15 protein-coding genes and 1 pseudogene are annotated in these 19073 nt (G+C 63.8%); 5 read left to right on the top strand and 11 right to left on the bottom strand.

The window, feature by feature from the left end:
- The 10 genes and pseudogenes from ACQKPE_RS13915 to yaaA form a co-directional block, all read right to left on the bottom strand.
- Nucleotides 1–425 (bottom strand): annotated as a pseudogene (locus ACQKPE_RS13915) (MBOAT family O-acyltransferase); the annotation flags it as partial.
- A 176-nt stretch (nucleotides 426–601) separates the two neighbouring features.
- Nucleotides 602–1705: a mannuronate-specific alginate lyase gene (locus ACQKPE_RS13910; protein ID WP_427666667.1), complete on the bottom strand. Its 1104-nt coding sequence runs from the start codon at nucleotides 1703–1705 to the stop codon at nucleotides 602–604.
- Between the two features lie 7 nt (nucleotides 1706–1712).
- Nucleotides 1713–3155: an alginate O-acetyltransferase gene (locus ACQKPE_RS13905; protein ID WP_427666665.1), complete on the bottom strand. Its 1443-nt coding sequence runs from the start codon at nucleotides 3153–3155 to the stop codon at nucleotides 1713–1715.
- Between the two features lie 13 nt (nucleotides 3156–3168).
- On the bottom strand, nucleotides 3169–4728 hold the full coding sequence (gene algG / locus ACQKPE_RS13900) for a mannuronan 5-epimerase AlgG (protein ID WP_427666664.1): 1560 nt from the start codon (nucleotides 4726–4728) through the stop codon (nucleotides 3169–3171).
- Between the two features lie 10 nt (nucleotides 4729–4738).
- Nucleotides 4739–6217 (bottom strand): alginate export family protein, encoded by a 1479-nt coding sequence (locus tag ACQKPE_RS13895; protein WP_427666663.1) that lies wholly within the window; start codon nucleotides 6215–6217, stop codon nucleotides 4739–4741.
- The gene (gene algK, locus ACQKPE_RS13890; protein ID WP_427666661.1) at nucleotides 6214–7641 is read right to left on the bottom strand and encodes an alginate biosynthesis TPR repeat lipoprotein AlgK; all 1428 of its coding nucleotides are present in this window, start codon (nucleotides 7639–7641) and stop codon (nucleotides 6214–6216) included. Before algK ends, ACQKPE_RS13895 begins: the two co-directional genes overlap by 4 nt.
- Nucleotides 7642–7653: 12 nt before the next feature.
- A complete protein-coding gene (locus ACQKPE_RS13885; protein WP_427666659.1) occupies nucleotides 7654–8820 on the bottom strand; it encodes a PilZ domain-containing protein in 1167 nt (388 codons plus the stop codon).
- Nucleotides 8821–8858: 38 nt separating this feature from the next.
- Nucleotides 8859–10340, bottom strand: coding sequence for a glycosyltransferase family 2 protein (locus tag ACQKPE_RS13880; protein ID WP_427666657.1), 1482 nt, complete (start codon nucleotides 10338–10340; stop codon nucleotides 8859–8861).
- 61 nt (nucleotides 10341–10401) lie between these two features.
- Nucleotides 10402–11718 (bottom strand): nucleotide sugar dehydrogenase, encoded by a 1317-nt coding sequence (locus ACQKPE_RS13875; protein ID WP_427666655.1) that lies wholly within the window; start codon nucleotides 11716–11718, stop codon nucleotides 10402–10404.
- An 812-nt stretch (nucleotides 11719–12530) separates the two neighbouring features.
- Complete coding sequence (gene yaaA, locus ACQKPE_RS13870; RefSeq protein WP_427666653.1) at nucleotides 12531–13310, bottom strand: peroxide stress protein YaaA; 780 nt, start codon at nucleotides 13308–13310, stop codon at nucleotides 12531–12533.
- A 121-nt stretch (nucleotides 13311–13431) separates the two neighbouring features.
- Here yaaA and ACQKPE_RS13865 point away from each other — a divergent pair, with 121 nt between their 5' ends.
- The 5 genes from ACQKPE_RS13865 (at nucleotide 13432) to moaE (ending at nucleotide 17529) form a co-directional block, all read left to right on the top strand.
- Complete coding sequence (locus ACQKPE_RS13865) at nucleotides 13432–14547, top strand: polysaccharide deacetylase family protein (RefSeq protein ID WP_427666651.1); 1116 nt, start codon at nucleotides 13432–13434, stop codon at nucleotides 14545–14547.
- Between the two features lie 305 nt (nucleotides 14548–14852).
- Complete coding sequence (locus ACQKPE_RS13860) at nucleotides 14853–16247, top strand: PhoH family protein (protein WP_427666649.1); 1395 nt, start codon at nucleotides 14853–14855, stop codon at nucleotides 16245–16247.
- A 117-nt stretch (nucleotides 16248–16364) separates the two neighbouring features.
- Entirely contained in the window at nucleotides 16365–16838 is a 474-nt protein-coding gene (gene moaC / locus ACQKPE_RS13855) for a cyclic pyranopterin monophosphate synthase MoaC (RefSeq protein WP_427666647.1), read from the top strand.
- Nucleotides 16835–17080: a MoaD/ThiS family protein gene (locus ACQKPE_RS13850; RefSeq protein WP_427666645.1), complete on the top strand. Its 246-nt coding sequence runs from the start codon at nucleotides 16835–16837 to the stop codon at nucleotides 17078–17080. The genes moaC and ACQKPE_RS13850 overlap by 4 nt, the downstream gene beginning before the upstream one ends.
- A 2-nt stretch (nucleotides 17081–17082) precedes the next feature.
- A complete protein-coding gene (moaE, locus tag ACQKPE_RS13845; protein ID WP_427666644.1) occupies nucleotides 17083–17529 on the top strand; it encodes a molybdopterin synthase catalytic subunit MoaE in 447 nt (148 codons plus the stop codon).
- A gap of 49 nt (nucleotides 17530–17578) precedes the next feature.
- On the opposite strand, the gene rhlB is transcribed toward moaE, so the two are convergent.
- Nucleotides 17579–19033, bottom strand: coding sequence for an ATP-dependent RNA helicase RhlB (rhlB, locus tag ACQKPE_RS13840; protein WP_427666642.1), 1455 nt, complete (start codon nucleotides 19031–19033; stop codon nucleotides 17579–17581).
- Nucleotides 19034–19073: the final 40 nt, after the last annotated feature.

Genomic DNA, 19073 nt, shown 5'->3' with positions numbered 1-19073 from the left:
CGGTACACGTCGATGATGTAGCTGATCGACTCGAAGATGTAGAACGAGATGCCGATCGGCAGCAGCACGTGGGTGAGGATGAACGGGTCCAGGCCGAACGAGGTGATGATCGCGTTCATGCTGTCGACGCCGAAGTTGGCGTACTTGAAGTAGCCCAGGATCGCCAGGTCAACGCCCACGCCCAGCAGCAGCCAGCGCTGGGCAGGCTTGGTGCGCACGCCGGCGGCGCCGACTTTCAGGCCGATCCAGTAGTTCCACAGGGTGACGCCGGCGAACAGGGCGAGGAAGTCCACCCGCCACCAGGCGTAGAAGATGTAGCTGGCGATCAGCAACAGCAGGTTGCGATAGCGGTTCCCGCTTATGTAGTACAAGCCGAGGAAAACCGGCAGGAACAGGAACAGGAACACGTTGGACGAGAAGACCATCCCGGTTCTCCTTGTTAGTACAGCATCCAGGGCACAGCGCCCCCCAAACCCCCCATGAAACATGGAAGGTCACCTCGGTCCCTGTGGGAGCGGGCTTGCCCGCGAATGCGCCCGACTGGGCAACGGTGCTGAACCTGCTGACGCATTCGCGGGCAAGCCCGCTCCTACAGGGTTTTCTATTTCTTGCTTTGCACGTTTGGGTCGTACACCCGGGTCACGTCGCCGCCCAACCGGAAGCTGTTGAACGGCTGCATCTCATGCTTGCGTTGCTGGGTGTCGCCCACGCATTGGTACAGCGCGCACCACGGCTCCAGCCAGGCGTACTTGCTGTCGACCTTGAGGTCGTCCATGTCTTGCTTCTGCCCGGCGCGGCGGGCGAACTGGCTGGGGTCGCGGGCGCCGGCCAGCACGCCTTCGCCCAGGCGTTGCAGGGCGAAGTTGTTGTCCTTGCGCAGGTCCACGCCATTCACCTGGGCGAAGCTTGCGATCATCGCCAGCGGCGGCAGGGCGTAGTTGTGGTAGGCCAGGGCGCGTTGCTTGCGCTTGATCTCGTTGGGCAGGAAGCCTTGGTCGTCGACCTGGTTCACGCCTACCCGGTATTCCTTCACCGCCCAGTCGAACAGGTCGCGTCGGTCGGTGGCCACGGCGGTGGCCATCACCGACCAGGCGGCCCAGTAGCTGTGGTTGTTGATTTTCTCCAGCGGCAGGTCGCTCCAGTCGCGCACGGTTTGCTCGGCCAGGCGGGCGAACCATTTCTCGATGGCTTCGGCCTCGGCCTGGTGCGCGGCCAGGGGTTGTGAGTTGGAGAACTTCAGGCGCAGCCACGCGCCGCTCATGCTGCCCAGCGCCCATTTGCGCATCGACTTGCCGGTGTGGTTGTAGTCGGTGGACAACAACGCATCGGCCTTGGCCCAGGTGTCGAGCCAGGTCAGCACGCAGTCGAGCTGGGCCGGGCGGCCGTCGCGCAGGTACTGGCCGACCATCTTGCTCACGCCGCGCTCGAGGGTAGTGATGTCGGCGGTGGAGTCGCGGAAGGCTTTTTCCGAGGCGACGTTGAGCGTCGCCCGGGCCTTGTCCGAGCCTTCGTACTTGCTGCGAAATTGCAGCGAGCCGGTGTAAGGCTTGGGGGCAGCCTCGCAGCTGAAGTTACCCTCGCCGGTCTTGAGCTTTTCGATTCCGGCGTAGTAGCCCTGGGGCGGCACCAGCGCGGCCTGCGCCGCCCCGCCGAACAGGGCGAGGGCGAGCAGGGCGGGTGCGGTCTTGCGTGCTAATACAGTCATGGTCGCCTCACTGGCCGACTTGTGCGGTGTTACGCGCATCGCCGGCGAAGTTGTTGCGTTTGCAGAGCTTGGCCTCGACCTTCTGGGTGCCGCTTTCCGGGCCCTGTACTTCCAGCGCCAGCAGGTTCTGGCTGGCCCAGTCCTCGTCTTCGCGCATCTGGAAGACAAAGCGCCCATCGGTCTCGGAGGTTTCCGGTTTCTCGATCTTGATGTTTTCGTGGCGCCCGTTCAGGTACCAGAGCTTGGCTTGCAGCACCTTGACCGAGGTGTCTTCGAACTTGATGTCGATCTGGTGGTTGCGGTTGGTCAGGTCCTTGATGACCCCACCCTTGCCGTTGATCATCAGTTCGTTGATGCCCGGCTTGAGCGTGGTGCTGGCGGTCATCTGCGCCGGGCGGCCTTCGCAGCCGTCGTCGAGCAGGGCGAGGATCTGCCGCCAGATGGTTTCCTGGTCCAGGCGATACAGCGGCGAGAACTCCCAGATAAGGATCTTCGGTGGGTTGTTCTGGAACTCCTCGCTACCCAGGTACTGGATCATCGAGCCTTCCAGGCCGCCACCGGGGAAGGCGACGTTGAGCACGTCGGCGCCGATGTACTGCTGCAAGAAGCCCGAGAAGTTGTAGTTCTTGCCGCTGTGGCTGGTGCCCACGAGGGTGATCTGCGCGTTGCCGCCATCGCCGAACAGGTCGTCGCCGCCCGCTGCGCCCTTGGGCTCGGTGGCGAACTGGTCCATGTACTGCACCGCATAGCTGGTATTGCACAGTTGGCCGGCGACGTTGTGCAGGGTGCCGGTCTTGCCCATGCGCCCAGACTTGTGGGTTTCGAATTCCTTGCGGGCAATGCCCTCGAACGCTGGCATGCCGTGCACGGTTTCGGCCACGATCTTCGCGGCGCGCTCGGCGCCATAGGGCGTCCAGTGCTGGTCGCCGCGGAAGTAGAAGTCCTTGCCCTGGTCGGCGGCGGCCAGTTGCTCGTTGGTCAGCGGCGAGAGGTCGGGCACGTTGTAGCCCATCTTGGCGAAGCGCTGGAGCATGGCCTGGTAGTTGCCCAGGGCCTTTTGGTAGTTGAACGCGGCCTTTTCCTGGGGGTTGAGCATGTTGCGGTTCACCAGGCCGCGGGTCGGCTGGTAAACCACCACCAGTTCCACGCCGCGTTTCTTGAAGGCGTCGTGCACTTGTTGCAGGCGCTTGTAGCCCAGCGCGGTGGTGTCGAACTCGGTGCGCAGGTCTTCCTGGGTACGGAACAGCCAGTCGCCCTGGGCTTGCACCAGGGTGGTGAAGTTCTGCTGGTAGCGGGTGGTGTAGCGGCTGGCGTCGTGGGCGGCCGGGCACAGCTGGCAGCAAGGCTCGGCGGTGAAGCTCGGCGGCTGCACGTCTTCGGCGCGCACGCCCTGGCTGATGGCCAGGAGGGCGGCGGACAGGCCGAGCAGTTTCATCAGGTGTGGGGTCATGGTCGGGGCTTCCTTAGTCGATCATTTCGGCTTGGGTTTCGACCGGGTCGATCAGCACGGGCTTCTGCTGGCGCACCAGCAGGTCGAGAATTTCCGCCTGGCGATCGCCAAGCACGCCGTTGAGGCTCAGGCCGCTGGATTTGGTCGGGGCGAGCATGGCGACCTTGTACAGCTCCACCGACAGTGGCGCGTCGATCGACAGCGGGGCAGAGCCGTTGGCCGACAACTCGCCGCCGACGATGATCAGCGACACCTCGGCGTCGAACGGGTCCAGGGCAATGTCGCGGTCGGTGTTGCTGAGGTCCTTGATATGCCCGTACACCCCGACCAGGCCGTTGGCCATGGCGACGTTCTCGTACAGGCGGATGTTCACGCTGTTGCGCACGCGGATGCCGTGGCGACGGTTGTTGATGACCTTGTTGCCCCAGATCAGGTTGTTACCGCTCTCGTACAAGGTGATGCCGTCGGTGTGGTTGCGGTAGATCTCGTTGTAGGCGATCAGGTTGTTGACGCTGTTACGGTCGATCACCACGCCCGAGAGCTTGTTGTCATAGCTCTTGTTGTTGAAGATCCAGCTGTCGTTGACCTCGCGCGAGACGATGATGCCGTGCTTCTTCTTGGTGCCGAACACGGTGTTGCCGGCGATGATCAAACGGTGCGAGCGGTCGTGGGGGTCGATGCCGTAGACGATGTTGTCGCGGTAGGTCGAGTCCTTGATCACGAAGTCCTGGGTTTCGTAGCAGTAGAAGCCGTACCACATGTCGGCGAATTCCGAGCCGATGATCCAGCCGGTCGGCTCGCCACGGCCCATCTGCTTGACCATGTTCGGCGTGTACTGGGAGATGCTCACGCCATACGACTTGGACTTGGCGTAGCCGAAGTTGGCCATGGTGCTGTTGACGATGTAGGTCTCGGTGCCGCCCCAGCTGAGCAGGAACGGGCGGAACTCGTCGGGCTTGCGGAAGGTGGCCGGGCCGTTGGCCTGCTCGCGCCAGCCGATCACCCGGGTGTCGGTAACGAACAGCTTGCCGTCGTTGACCAGGAACGAGCCGCTTTCCTCGGACAGGCGCAACTCCTTGACCTTGCCGTTGATCTCCAGCACGCCCTTTTCGCCGACCACGATCGGCAGGCGCGCCAGGTACACGCCGGGGGCAGTTTCACGCAGGTACTGCTTGGGCACCTGCTTGCTCAGTTCGACGAAGTCCACATGCCCGTTGTCGACGAAGATCGCCTGGGGAATGCCGTGCTGGCGTTTGACCCACTCGGCGCCCTTGTTGTCGCCGCCGATGAACTCCTTGAGGTTCTGCTCCTGGAGCATGCGGCGTACGCTGACCTTGCCCTTGCGTGAGCGGTCGATCTTCTTCTGCACGGCTTCAGCGGTGTAGCCGCTCAGGTCGGGCAGCTTCGGCGGGTCCAGGTGCAGCGGCTCGGCCGGCGGGCTTGAGATGGTGTAGGTCTTGGCGTGCTGCAGGTCCTTGGTGGTGGCGGGCGGCTCGGCGGCGGTGGCCAGGCCGCCGGCCAGCAGCAGGGCGCTGGCGAGCAGGCTGTGACGAAGGTTCGGGTGCAGGTTCATGGTGTGGGCCTCAGTAGCGCCAGATCACGTCGACGAAGGCGCGGTGCATGTACGAGTCGGCCTCGTTGCCATAGGCATCGCCCGGCTTGAACACCCCGGCGCGCAGGCGTACCAGTGCCGATGGCTCGTCGATCGATTGGCTCAGCGAGGCCGGCAGCAGGCCTTGCTTGAAGTACTTGGTGACGACCACGTCCATTTCCTGGCCCAGGTCTTTCTCGCCGTTGATCAGCGGACGGTTGATGCCATCGTCGTTGACCACCGCGTTGATGCCGCTGGAGCCGATGTTCTGGTTGCCGTCGACACGCCAGAACTTGTGGTAGACGAAGCTGGCGTCGTAGTCCTCGCGCAGCTGCCACGAGGCGAACAGGGTGGCCGCCTGCAGGTTGCCCAGCTCGCCTCGGAAGGCTTCGCCGAAGCGGTGCACGCGAGAGCGGGTGCCGGTGAAGTTGGAGCGGTTGCTCTCAAGGCCGGTCTGCTCGAAGTTGCTCGAGCCGTCGTCGCCACCGCCGCCACTGCCGCGGGCGTAGGCCGCGCCGACTTGCCACTGCGGGTTCAGGCGCAGGCGCACGCCGAGGTCGGTGGCCCAGGCATTGACGTCGCCGCTCTGTTTGCCGACGGCGACTTGTTCGTTGCCCACGGTCTGGCTGGTGAGGCGGTCGCGGTCGCCGGTCAGCCAGGTCACGCTGCCCCAGTAGTTGACGGTATGGTTATTGCGCCAGTTGTAGGCGTCGCTGTTGGCTTCAAGGCCCAGCCAGGTGAGGTCGCCGGTGCGGGTCTTGTCGAGGGCGTCGACGGTTTCGCCGGGGTTCTTCAGGCTACCGCTGTCATGGGTGTGGTGGGCGCGCAGGCCGAGCCAATGCCCAGGCGTCCACTGGGTGGCGACGTTGCCGTAGACGTGGGTGCGGTCTTCGTCTTCGGGGGCCAGTTCGGTGAGGTCGGTGCGGTACTCGCTGAAGCGCTGGGCCACGCCCAGGTCGGCCTTGAGCAGGGTGGTGTCGAAGGTCCAGTTCAGCGCCTCGATGTTGGTGTCGCGCCACATGCCGTCGTCGCTGCGCAGGCGCTGGCGACCGAAGCGCAGGTACTCGCCCGGGTAGGGGGTCAGGCCTTGGTAGCCGACCCAGAACTCGCGCATGGCCAGGTAGCTTTTGTCCGGCTTGCGGCTGTCGTCGCCATTGTCGATGGTGCTGCCGTCGTCGGACTGGCGCAGGGTGTCGGTCTCGATGATGTCGGTGGCGGCCACCGCCTGGCCCATGGCATAGGCGTTCCAGTTGCCACGCTCGCCGTATACCCAGGGGCGCAGGTCCAGGCCCAGGCCGCTGACGTCGCCGCCGGAGCGGGTGCCCAGGTCGCGGTCGTCTTCGGACTGGCCGGTGATCTTGATGTCCAGGCCGAAGTTCTTCGTCGCGGTTTCCTGCGCCAGGGTCGGACAGGCCCACAGCAGGGCGAAGCCCAGGCCAATACCGGCTTTCACGAAGGGGTTTAGCGTCATAGCGAATCCTCGGCGTCTACGGCTTCTTCATCGTCTTGCAGGGCTTCCAGGGCCAGGATGCTGCCATTGCCCTGGATCATCCCGGCGCGCGCGCGGCGCTCCTGCGCCAGCAACTGCTGGGCTTGGCTGCGCTGCTGTGGCGTGAGTTGCTGGTCGAGCTGTTGCAGCAGCTCGCTGGACTGCGGGGTCGGGTTGACCTGCGCCAGCTGCGCGAACACCCAGGCGTTGCCGGTGTTCTGGCGGATGCCATGGCCTTCGCTGTACAGCTGGGCCAGGGCGTAGTCGGCGCTGAGCTGGCCACCACGGGCGGCGCTGAGCAGGTGGTCGACGGCCTTCTGCGGCTCGACGTTGCCCAGGTAGCCACGGCGGTACAGCTGGCCGAGGTAGTAGTGGGCGCTGATTTCGCCGGCATCGGCGGCGGCGTCCAGGTGCTGTTCGGCCTTCTTGGCGTCGGCGGGCAGGGTCTTGCCTTCGTAGTACAGGCGGCCCAGCAACAGCTCGGCGCGCGGCAGCTCGGCTTCGCGGCCCTTGTCGATATAGGCCAGTAGCTGGTCGGTGTCGCCCAGCTCGGGGAAGTCGTACAGCAGTTGCGCCAGGCTGACCCAGGAGGCTGGGTTGGCCGGGGCGACCTGTTCGAGCAGGTCCTTGGCGGTTTTCTCGTCGGTCTGGCCGAGGCTGCGGTCGGCCAGCACGCGGGCGACGCTGTCGACCCGGGTGGCCGGCACCGTGCCACGGGCATAGGCGGACTTGAGCTGCTCGAGCAGGGCGGCCTGCTGGTCGGGCTGGGCGCGCTTCTGGTAGACGGTGGCTAGCTCGACGTAGCAGATATCGGTGGTGGTCAGTGCGGCCTTGCAGATCTTCTCCACCTCGCCCAGGTTCTGGTCGTAGGTGCCCTGGGTGCGGTACAGCAGTACCTGGGCCAGGCCCGCCTCGGGGTTGCCGGCGGCGCGCCACTGGTCGATCTGCTGCTGCGCATTGACCTTGGGGAAGCTCTGCGGATATTGCAGGTAGAGCATCGCCAGGGGGATCAGGGTGTTGCCTTCGCCCTGCTTGGCGGCGAGCTTGAGCAGGGTCTCGGCTTCTTCGCGTTCGGCCTGGGTGCTGTCGGGCTTGGCCACCAGCAAGCGGCCAAGGCGCGCCTGGGCACGCGACGAGGTGGCCGCCGCTTCACGGTAGGTGGCCTCGGCCTGCTTGAGCTGGGCCGGGTCGCGGGTGGCCACCTGGATATCGGCCAGGCCCACCTGGGCTTCGCTGTAGCCCAAGTCGGCCAGGGCGCGGTAGTTGGCCTCGGCGGTGGCGGTGTCGCCACGCTTCAAGGCTTCGTTGGCCAGGCGCTGGTCGGGCAGGCCGGCGCAACCGGCCAGGGTGATGGCGGCGGCCAGGGCACAGAGCCCTAGGGCGGCGGTGTGCTTGTTGGCGATCATCGTCCGGTCTCCTTAGAGGCCACGGGCCACGGCTTTGTCGATCAGCCAGTTCAGCGACGGGCCACGGTCGCTGTTGACCGATGCCGGGCGCCCGGCCAGTTCTGCCGGCAGGCTTTCGTCAGGCTTGATCTGCACGCGCAGGTCGGCGGCCAGGTTGTCGTTGTCCAGGCTGGTGCTGCTGACGATCTGCCCGGTGCGTACTGCGTCTTCGCCGGCGACCTGGAAGTTGACCCGGGTACCTGGCTTGACCTCGTCGAACTGGCGGTAGCTGAAGCGCGCCTCGACCATCGGGTTGGTGGTACGCGGGATCAGCTGGAACACTGGCTGGCCCTTGCTGGCGTACTGGCCGTCGTCTACCAGCTGGCGTCCGACCACGCAGTCGCAGGGGCTGGTGAGGGTGCCGGAGAGTTGCTTGCCGAACAGTTCCTCGACCTTGGCCGGTTCCAGCTGCGAGTCGTCCAGGTGGCCTTTGAGCAGGTCGAGCATGCTGGTGTCGAAGGTCGCCAGCGGCGCGCCCTTGGTCACCTGCGCGCCAACTTGCACCAGGCTCTGCACACTGCCGTCGCGGGGCATGGTGACGTTGCTGGTGGGCACCGCGACCACGCCGGCTTCGGCATGGCTGACGAAGTACAGGCCGTACAGCGACTTGGCGACGAAGCCGAAGGCGGCGATACCGACCACGAACACACCCAGGCTCACGGTCACTGCACGCAGGCGGGCGAATGCCGACTGGCCGGAGCCTGCGTCCTTCTGCTTGCGCGCCTTGGTGAAGTTCTCGCGCTGCAAGGTGCTGAGCACATCGCCCACGCTGATCAGCTCGCCGGAAAGGTGCGCAGTGATGATGTGGCGCAGGGTGGCGATGTCGCGCGGTTCGAGGTTCTGGAACTCGGCACCGGTGCGGCCGGTTTCCGGGTTGCTGACCCGCACCAGGAACTCGACGTCCATCGACAGACCCAGGTTGTCGACCACGAACTGCAGGCGGCCGCGCACCACTTCGCCGACCGGCAGGGCCTTCTTGGCATGGAACGACAGGCCACCGGCGGAGAGGTCGTCGACTTTCACATCATGGGGCTGGCGGTCCTCGTCGAGGAAACGCAGCTTGGCTGGGATGCGCACCCGGGCGTGCTGGCGCTGGGCTTCGGACTCATGCACAACGTTGACGTTCACGGCGGTATTCATGGTGATGTTTTTCCTGTTGGATCCGTTCCGGGTTGGGCTCAAACGACCATGAACAGCACAGCCACGAAGATGCTGGCGGCCGAGAAGGTCATGGTCCGAGAAGACCAGGTGTTGAACCATTGTTGAAAGCTTGCGAGGTCACGTTTGAGGGCAGTGGGCTGGCGAGTCCAGGACTGTTTGTCGAGGCGGAAGAACACGTAGATCTTCATCACCGCGCCAACGATCTGGTTGTAATAGAGGATCAGCGGGTAGGCAGGGCCGACGTTGTGGCCCGAGCACAACAGCATGATGGTGAGGATCAGCCGGGTGATGCCGATCCACAGCAGGTAGGCCAGCAAGAAGCCCATGCCGAACTTGAAGCTGGCGATGATCGCCACGGTCAGGCCCAGCAGGCTGGTCCACATCGACACGCGTTGGTCGAGCAGCACGATGGTGGTGAACAGGCCCAGGCGCTTGATGCCCAGCCCCAGCGCGCGGGAGTTCTGCCGCAGGTTGTTGCCGTACCAGCGGTACATCAGCTTGCGGCTGGCCTTGACGAAACTCTTCTCCGGCGGGTGCTCGACCGTGTTGATCGCGGCATCGGGCACGTAGAAGGTGTCGTAGCCCAGGCGCATCAGGCTGAACCAGCTGGACTTGTCGTCGCCGGTGAGGAACTTGAAGCGGCCCAGGCGCCAGTGCATCAGCGAGTCGCTTTCCACGTCGGCGATGAACTCGGGGTTGGTCACCACGCTTGCGCGGAACATCGACATGCGCCCGGTCATGGTCAGCACGCGCTTGGACAGGGCCATGGAGCACATGTTGATGTGGCGCTGGGCGAAGCGCAGCTTGTGCCACTCGCTCATCACGTAGCTGCCGCGCACTTCGCAGAATTCGTTGGTGGTCAGGCCACCGACGTTGGGGTAGAGCTTGAACCACGGCACGGTCTTGCGGACCACGCCTTCTTCCAGCACGGTGTCGCCGTCGATCACCGCTACCACGGCGTTCTCGTCCGGCAGCATCCGCGAGATGGCGCGGAAACCATAGGCCAGGCCGTCACGCTTGCCGGTACCGGCGATGCGCACGATGTCCAGGGTGACGTGCTCGGGCGGGTTGTACTTGGCCCACAGGCTTTTCACCAGCAGCTCATCGGACATCTCCACCAGCGAGCAGACCACGGTGGTGGGGTAGCCGCAGGCGATCGCCTCGCGAATCACCGAGCTGTACACCTGGGCGGTGGTCAGCGCCTCGATGCGAAAGCTGGTGACCATCAGGTACACGTGCGACGGGTCTGCCGCCTTGCCCAGCTTGCGCACCTTGTTGCGCAGGTAGGGGTACACGCCGTACAGGAAGATCATGCCGCGGATGAAATGGGTGGCGCCCATGGAGTAGCGCCAGATGCCGACAGCACCGACCAGGAAGATGAAGTGCTTCGACTGCGAGTCGAAGATGTCGCTGGGCAGGGCCAGGGCGATCAGCATGAGCAGGCTCATGTAGGTCAGCCAACCGGCGCACTGCAACAGCACTGTCTGGAGCCTTTGCATGTTCAGCATCCGTCGCAAGAATCAGGAAGTGCGGGGCCGTGCGGCCCCGCGTCAGGCTGGCTTACCAGCAGATGCCTTCGGTGCGGCTGGTGGTGCTGGTGGGCTTGCTCATGAAGCCGACCAGGTCGATCACCTGCTTGCCGTCCGGCGCCTGCTGGGCGAGGGCGCGGAACTGCTCGTCGCGGTTGCCCAGGACGATGATCTCGGCGTTGTCGACCACCTGGTGGAAGTCGGCGCTGAGCAAGGAGGAGACGTGGGGGATCTTCGACTCGATGTAGTCCTTGTTGGCGCCGTGTACGCGGGCGTACTCGACGTTCTGGTCGTAGATCTCCAGCTGGTAGCCCTTGCCGATCAGGCGCTCGGCCAGTTCCACCAGCGGGCTTTCACGCAGGTCGTCGGTGCCGGCCTTGAACGACAGGCCCAGCAGCGCGACCTTGCGCTTGTCGTGGCCTTCGATGATGTCGAAGGCGTTCTGCACCTGCGATTCGTTGCTGCGCATCAGCGAGTCGAGCAGCGGTGCCTTCACGTCGAGGCTGGCGGCGCGGTAGGTGAGGGCGCGCACGTCCTTGGGCAGGCACGAGCCGCCGAAGGCGAAGCCTGGGCGCATGTAGTACTGCGACAGGTTGAGCACCTTGTCCTGGCAGACCACGTCCATCACTTCGCGGCCATCGACGCCGACGGCCTTGGCGATGTTGCCGATCTCGTTGGCGAAGGTGACCTTGGTGGCGTGCCACACGTTGCAGGTGTACTTGATCATCTCGGCCACTTCGACGGGCTTGCGGATGACCGGGGCGTCGAGTTCTTCGTAGATTGCCTGCAGCACGTCGCCGCTGGCGGTGTCCAGTTCACCGATGACGGTCATCGGCGGGTGGTCGTAGTCCTTGATCGCAGTGCTTTCGCGCAGGAACTCGGGGTTGACCGCCACGCCGAAGTCGACGCCGGCCTTCTTGCCCGAGCAGTCTTCGAGGATTGGAATGACCACGTTCTTCACGGTGCCTGGCAGCACGGTGCTGCGTACCACGACGGTGTGGCGGCGGTCGGTGTCGCGCAGCACGTAGCCGATTTCGCGGCACACCGACTCGATGTACTCCAGGCCCAGGTCGCCGTTCTTCTTGCTCGGGGTGCCGACGCAGATCATCGACACGTCGCTGGCGCGGATGGCCTCGGCGAAGTCGGTGGTGCCACGCAGGCGGCCATTGGCGATGCCCTGTTGCAGCAGCGCTTCGAGGCCGGGTTCGACGATGGGCGACTTGCCCTGGTTGATCAGGTCGATCTTGGTGGTGGACACATCCACACCAATCACTTCATGGCCTCGTGCCGACAGGCAACCTGCACAGACTGCACCGACGTAACCCAAACCAAAGATGCTGATACGCATCGCATTCACCTCGTGTGTTTATCACGCCGATTCTTCCGAAGAACCGGACCGGGTTGATTTACCAGCTGTTTTTGGGCGCACAGTGCCGTGGCGAAAGCACACTTCACCGAACGCAGGCATGAACGAATCCGGAGCGCACAAAGTTGTGCTCTCAAAGATGGCAGTCAAAAACCAATAATTAAAAGGCGTGCCCTGAAATGCAGCCGTCTTTAATGCATCACGCTACTTGGCGCGTTGCTGTGCTTGTTCTTTCAATTGGATAAACCCTTTGAAATCAACCACTAGGACGATATTTAGGGGCGCGTCTCTCCTTCATGGACAGGCCGTTCGGGGATACCGAAGTGGCTGTCGAAGTTTAATGGGCAGGCGGTGGATACCTGCCTGTTTGTCATCTGTAAGTCATCTCTCACGTCGCACATTCAAGAATCGTTACGGGTGCTATGAGCGATGCCCGCTAGCAGAAGTTCCTGGCTCAGTTCACCGGGGATGAAAGATTTCTAAATATTTTTTCAGTGATAAATACTTTCAAACTGATGGCACGGAGCGGTTTCACCCCGATATATAAAGGGCGAAAATGCAAGGCGATATTTTTATGCCATCACGCCAAAATATTTTTCAAAATTCGTCAAAAAACTACGAACGGTCTTATGGCGTTTCGCGATAAAGCCAGGTTCGTCGAATTATTGGCGTCGTAATTTTGGCTTTTGCGGGGGCTGTAGGAGCGGGCTTGCCCGCGAACCAGGGCGAAGCCCTGGCCATTCACCGCGGTGAATTCTTCGCGGGCAAGCCCGCTCCTACAGGTGATGTGTCGATCAGCCGAGCGGATGATCGCGCAGGAATACCAAGTGATCCGGCTTGGACTGCTCCGGGCTGTAGTAGTAGCCCTGCACGTCGAACTGCTTGAGGCGCTCGGGGTCGGCGATGCGCTCCTGGATCACGAAGCGGCTCATCAGCCCGCGGGCTTTCTTGGCGTAGAAGCTGATGATCTTGTACTGGCCGTTCTTCTGGTCCTTGAAATCGACATCGATTACCCGGGCCTTCAGGGCGCTTTTCTTCACTGCACTGAAGTACTCGTTGCTGGCCAGGTTGAGCAGGATGTCGTCACCCTGGGCCGCCAGGGCCTGGTTCAGCCATTCGCTGATGCGCGTGCCCCAGAAGGCGTACAGGTCCTTGCCGCGGGCGTTGGCCAGCTTGGTGCCCATTTCCAGGCGGTAGGGCTGCATCAGGTCCAGCGGGCGCAGCAGGCCGTAAAGGCCCGAGAGCATGCGCAGGTGGTCCTGGGCGTAGCTGAAGTCGTCCTCGCCCAGGCTCTGGGCGTCGAGGCCGGTGTAGACGTCACCTTTGAACGCCAGCAGCGCCTGTTTGGCGTTGGCCGGGGTGAAATCCGGGGTCCAGCTGCCGAAGCGCGCCGCATTCAGGCCCGCGAGCTTGTCGGACAGGTGCATCAGCTCGGCGATCTGCGCGGGCGACATTTCCCGCAGCTGGGTGATCAGTACCAGCGAGTCGTCCAGGTACTGAGGCTGGGTGAAGCGCGGGGTTACCGGCGGGGTGTCATAGTCGAGGGTCTTGGCGGGGGATATCACCGTCAGCATCGGGTCGGCTCCTGGAATCGTCGGGGGATTCTACGGGGCGCGGGGGCCAAGGCCAAACTATGCCGACGATAGCTACAAACCATCGGCTATAGTGCGCGTCTGTTCATCGGGAGAGCCCAACGTGCGCATCGCCTTTGCCCTGCTGGCCGGTTTGTTCAGCCTGGCGGCCCATGCCGCCCCGCCTGCCATTGCCAGCTTCGACCGCAGCCACTGGCCTGAGCAGCTCGACAGCCCGGCGCTGTTCGATGTTGCCTCGCGGGCGGAGATCCTGTCGTTCGCCCAGGTGCTGCACGAAAGCGAAATGCTCGACCAGCAGGCACTGACCGCGCGCCTGCAAATGCGGCAGATCAACCTGTCGACGGTGCGTGCCGTGCGTGCGCGGATGTGGCAGCGGTTGTGGGAGGGGTACCAGCAGGCGCAGCGCAGTTGCGAGCAGGATGCGTCGTTCTGCTACCCGGTGGAATCGATGGCTGATTTGCGTATGAAAGCCGCCACGTTCGCAGCGGATGTCGGCACGTTTTATACAGGGTGGATTGAGCCCAGCCACCAGTTCCACGTACGTTACTTGAACGAACAACTGCGCAAGGCGGCACTGTTTCCACAAACCAGTAGCGAGGTGGAGCGTCTGTCGACGCGCGAGCGCAGTGGCGATGAACTGAACGATCGGATGTTCCTGCTGACGTTCGCCGGTGGCCCCTCGGCTGCCAGCACCGACGCGATCGCCGAGTACCTGCGAAGGCAGAAGCTCTCCAGCACCTTCTTCGTGCTCGGTACGCGCTTGCAGCAGCGGCGTGACGCCGGGCCGGTGGATGCGTTGTACGCCGGGCAGTGCGTGGGCACCCAGGGCTGGGAATACCGCTCCCACGCCCAGTGGCAGGGTTGGCAGGATTCGCTGCGCCGTAGCCAGGCGCAGTTGCAGGCGCTGTTGCCGGAGCAGTACGTGCCGCTGTTCCGCCCGCCCTACGGCCAGCGTCGCGCCGACGGCGAGGCCTTCATGGCGGCGCAAGGGCTGCAGGTTTCGCTGTGGGATATAGATGCAGAAGACGACGGCACGCTGACGGCCGAGCAGTCGGCCCAGCGGGTGCTGACCCTGATGCTGTTGTGGCGCAAGGGCGTGATCCAGTTCCACGATGGCCTGCCCAAGGCGCAACCCGCGCTGGAGTGGCTGTTGCAGCACACCGGACAGAGTGGCATTGGCTGGGAGGATTGCCAGGAGTATGCGCGCGCCCGCTTGTAGGGCGGCGCAGGAGGGGCGAATGGCTGGGGTCCACTACTGACTGTAGACCTCTGTCACCCCGTCGCCAAGAGGGTTTCGTCAATCGGAAAAATAAACTTCACCTGAGCGTAAAAAGTCTTTTTTCCGTCATGCTTTTTGCGGTATGAAGAAGCCAGACAGCCGATTCCTGCAGCACAGGTGGCGTCATCCAGGCCCTCCTTGCCAGGTGCGCTCCCCGCCCGTAACGACGCGGATACGGGGAGAACGGCGGTCACTCTGCGGCGCAGCAGTACGCGCCGTGTAGCTTTCACATAAGGTGACCGAGTATGGATGACCAAGGACGCAACCCTTCCTCCACCCAGCCAATCCTGTATGTGCTCGATACCAATGTCCTGATTCACGACCCCAACGCTTTGCTCAACTTCGAGGAGCACCACGTCGCCATACCGATGACGGTGCTGGAGGAACTCGACAAGCTCAAGACCGGTAAACACACCATCGCCGCCGAATGTCGCCAGGCCATCCGCCTGATCGACCAGACCCTGGGCGACGCCTCGCCCCATGACGTCGAACAGGGCGTGCCGATCCAGCGTGGCAAGAGCGGGCCCAAGGGTTTCCTGTCGATCCTGATGAGCCCGCGCAACGAACCCAACCGGCTGCTGCCGGAAGACCTCAACGACAACATCATCATCAACCAACTGCTGGAGCTGCGCGCCAGGCGGGCTGACCTGGACGTCGTGCTGGTCACCAAGGACATCAACATGCGCCTGAAGGCGCGGGCCTGCGGGATCGCCGCCGAGGACTACAGCACCGACCAGCTGGTCGATGACGTCTCGCTGCTTTCCAAGGGCTACCACTCGGTCACCGGCTCCTTCTGGGACCGCGTGAGCAAGGTCGACACGCGCCAGGAGCGGGGCCGTACCTGGCACCGGGTGCAACTGAGCGACAACCTGCCTGCGGTGCACATCAATGAGTTCATCATCGATGAGCAAGGCTTCGTTGGTTGGGTCAAGGGCGTGCGCGAGAACGAGCTGCTGCTGCTCGACCTGCACCAGGAGCCGCTGCTGCACCAGGAGGCCTGGGGCCTGAAGCCACGCGACATCCACCAGAGCCTGGCGCTGTTCGCGCTGCTCGACCCAGATATCCACCTGGTCAACCTGACCGGCGCGGCGGGCTCGGGCAAGACCATCCTGGCGCTGGCCGCAGCCATCGAGCAGACCATGGTCAGCAAGCGCTACCGGCGCATCATCGCCACCCGCAGCGTGCAGGGGCTGGACCAGGAGATCGGCTTCCTGCCGGGCACCGAGGCGGAGAAAATGGAGCCTTGGCTGGGGGCAATCACCGACAACCTCGAAGCCTTGCACATGGATGACGAAAGCACCCATGGCAGCGTCGAGTACATCCTCGAAAGGGTACCGTTGCAGTTCAAGTCGCTGAACTACATTCGCGGTCGCAGCTTCCAGCAGAGCCTGATCCTGATCGACGAATGCCAGAACCTCACCCCGCACCAGATGAAAACCATCATCACCCGTGCAGGTTCCGGCTCCAAGGTGGTCTGCCTGGGCAACCTGGCGCAGATCGACACCCCTTACCTGTCCGCCACCAGCTCCGGCCTGACCTACCTCTCCGAGCGCTTCAAGGACTTCCCCCACGGCGTGCACATCACCCTGCAAGGTGTGCCACGCTCGGTGCTGGCCGAGTACGCCGAGTCGCATATGTAGCCTGCCGATGCCGGGCGGTTCGCCGCCCGGCTTGTTCACCGGTTCGTGTCGGTTTTTTCGCTACGGAAAGCTGACCACCAGGTTTACACTCATGGCTCCCTACCCAGGAGCAAAGCAGTGCTGACTCATCTCGATTCCCAGGGGCGCGCCAACATGGTCGACGTCACTGAAAAGGCCGTGACCGCGCGCGAAGCGGTGGCCGAGGCGCGGGTGCGCATGTTGCCGCAGACCTTGCGCATGATCGTCGACGGCGAACACCCCAAGGGTGACGTGTTCGCGGTGGCGCGTATCGCCGGTATCCAGGCGGCGAAGAAGACCAGCGACCTGATCCCGCTGTGCCACCCGCTGATGCTCACCAGCGTCAAGGTGGAGCTGGCTGGCGAGGGCGATGACGTGGTGCATATCCTTGCCCGCTGCAAGCTGGCCGGGCAGACCGGCGTGGAAATGGAGGCGCTGACCGCCGCCAGCGTCGCGGCGCTGACGATCTACGACATGTGCAAGGCCGTCGACAAGGGCATGGTGATCGAGCAGGTGCGCCTGCTGGAGAAGACCGGTGGCAAGAGCGGCGACTTCAAGGCGGTGGCGCCATGAAGGTCAAGGCACTGTACTTCGCGCGTTATCGCGAACTGCTGGGGCTCGACAGCGAGCGCCTCGAAGGTGATTTCAGCGTGCTCGACGATGTGCGTCGGGCGTTGGTCGCCAAGGGGGGGGACTACCAGGTGCTGGCCGAGCAGAACCTGATGTGCGCGCGCAATGAAGAGCTGTGCAAGCTCGACGAGCCGGTGGAGGAGGGCGATGAGGTCGCGTTCTTCCCGCCGGTGACCGGGGGTTGAGCATGGGCGTGCGCGTTCAGCAGCAGGCGTTCGACCCAGGTTTCGAGGTGAATGCGATGCATGCCGCCAATGTCGGGGTGGGTGCGGTGGTCGGCTTCGTCGGTTATGTGCGCGACTTCAACGACGGCCATGAAGTGGCGGGGATGTTCCTCGAGCACTACCCGGGCATGACCGAAAAGGCATTGGCCAAGATCGTGGTCGAGGCCGAGCAGCGCTGGCTGTTGCTCAAGGTCGAGGTGGTGCATCGTATTGGTGCGCTGGAGCCGGGGGAGCCGATCGTGTTCGTCGGCGTGGCCAGCGCTCATCGGCAGGCGGCGTTCGATGCCTGCAACTTCATCATGGATTACTTGAAGACCCGGGCGCCGTTCTGGAAGAAGGAAAACACCGAGGCGGGGCCGCGCTGGGTGGAAGGCAGGCAGAGCGACCAGGAGGCGGCGGGGCGCTGGTAGGGTGGTCCAAAGGTGAGTTGGGCCGCAGGGCGGCCCAAACAGGCATGCGTCAATGCTGCTTGCGCGGCACCGGCTTCAACAGCTCGTCCGGCGGCATCTCGCACTTGATCTTGCGACCCAGCAGTTCCTCGATCGCTGGCAGCTGGTACGAGTCATCCTCGCCCGCAAAGCTGATCGACACGCCGCTGGTGCCCGCCCGCCCAGTACGGCCGATGCGGTGCACGTAGTCGTCCGGGTCTTCCGGCAGGGTGAAGTTGATCACATGGCTGATGCCGTCGATATGGATGCCGCGGCCTGCCACGTCGGTCGCCACCAGCACGGTGATACGCCCTTCACGGAAGTTCTCCAGGGTACGAATGCGCTTGTGCTGCGGCACGTCGCCCGACAGTTGCGCAGCGTTGATGCCGTCGCGCACTAGCCTTTCCTCGATGCGCCGCACTTCGTCCTTGCGGTTGGCGAACACCATCACCCGTTCCCACTTGTTCTGGGTCACCAGGTTGTACAGCAGCTTGTACTTGTCGCTGCCGGCCACCGCATACACGTGCTGCTCGACCGTTTCGCTGGCCACGTTCTCCGGCTCGATCTCGACGATGGCCGGGTTGGTGGTCCACTGCTTGGCCAGGTTCATCACATCGTCGGTGAAGGTGGCCGAGAACAGCAGGGTCTGGCGCTCGCTCTTGGGTGGGGTCTGGCGGATGATCTGGCGTACCTGGGGGATGAAGCCCATGTCGAGCATGCGGTCGGCTTCGTCCAGCACCATCACCTCGACCATGTCCAGGTGCACTTCACCGCGCTGGTGGAAGTCCAGCAGGCGGCCCGGGGTGGCGACCAGGATGTCGCAGTGGCGCGACTCCAGGGCCTTGAGCTGCTTGTCGAAGTCCATGCCGCCGACGAAGGTCATCACGTTCAGGCCGCTGTACTTGGTCAGGGCTGCGGCGTCCTTGGCGATCTGTACCACCAGCTCACGGGTGGGGGCGATGATCAGTGCCCTTGGTTCGCCCATGTAGCGCTCCTTGGGCGGCGGCACCTGCTGCAACTGGGAAATGATCGAGATCAGGAACGCAGCGGTCTTGCCGGTGCCGGTCTGGGCTCGGCCGATGGCATCCTGGCCGCGCAGGGTATACCCCATCACTTGGGCCTGGATCGGCGTGCAGTAAGGGAAACCGAGGTCGTGGATGGCATGCATCAGCTCGTTGGAGAGCTTGAAGTCATGGAAGCGGGCCTTGCCTTCCTGGGGTTCGACCACAAAATCCTCGAGCTTCCACAGGCTGGCCTGGGGCTTGGGTTTGGGCGCGCGGCGCGGCTTTTCCCGAGGTGGCTGTTCGCTGCGCGGCTCGGCCTGGGGGGGCTGCTCGGCCCGCGCTTCGCTGGCAGGCTTGGGCTTGCGGGGCGGTCTGGGCTTCGAGGGCGCAGGCTGCGCGGGCGCAATCACGGAGGTGGCGGGCTCGACGGCCTGAGGCGCGGCGTCTCCCTTGCCGAATATTTTCTTGAGTGCCTTGAGCACGATCGTCTCGTCAACTGGTTAAGGAATGTACGCCGGGCAG

It is taken from the genome of Pseudomonas sp. NPDC089554 (assembly GCF_050280645.1).
In the GTDB taxonomy this organism is placed as follows: domain Bacteria; phylum Pseudomonadota; class Gammaproteobacteria; order Pseudomonadales; family Pseudomonadaceae; genus Aquipseudomonas.
Note: the sequence above shows the minus strand (reverse complement) of the source record. Positions and strands in the feature narration are given on the sequence as shown.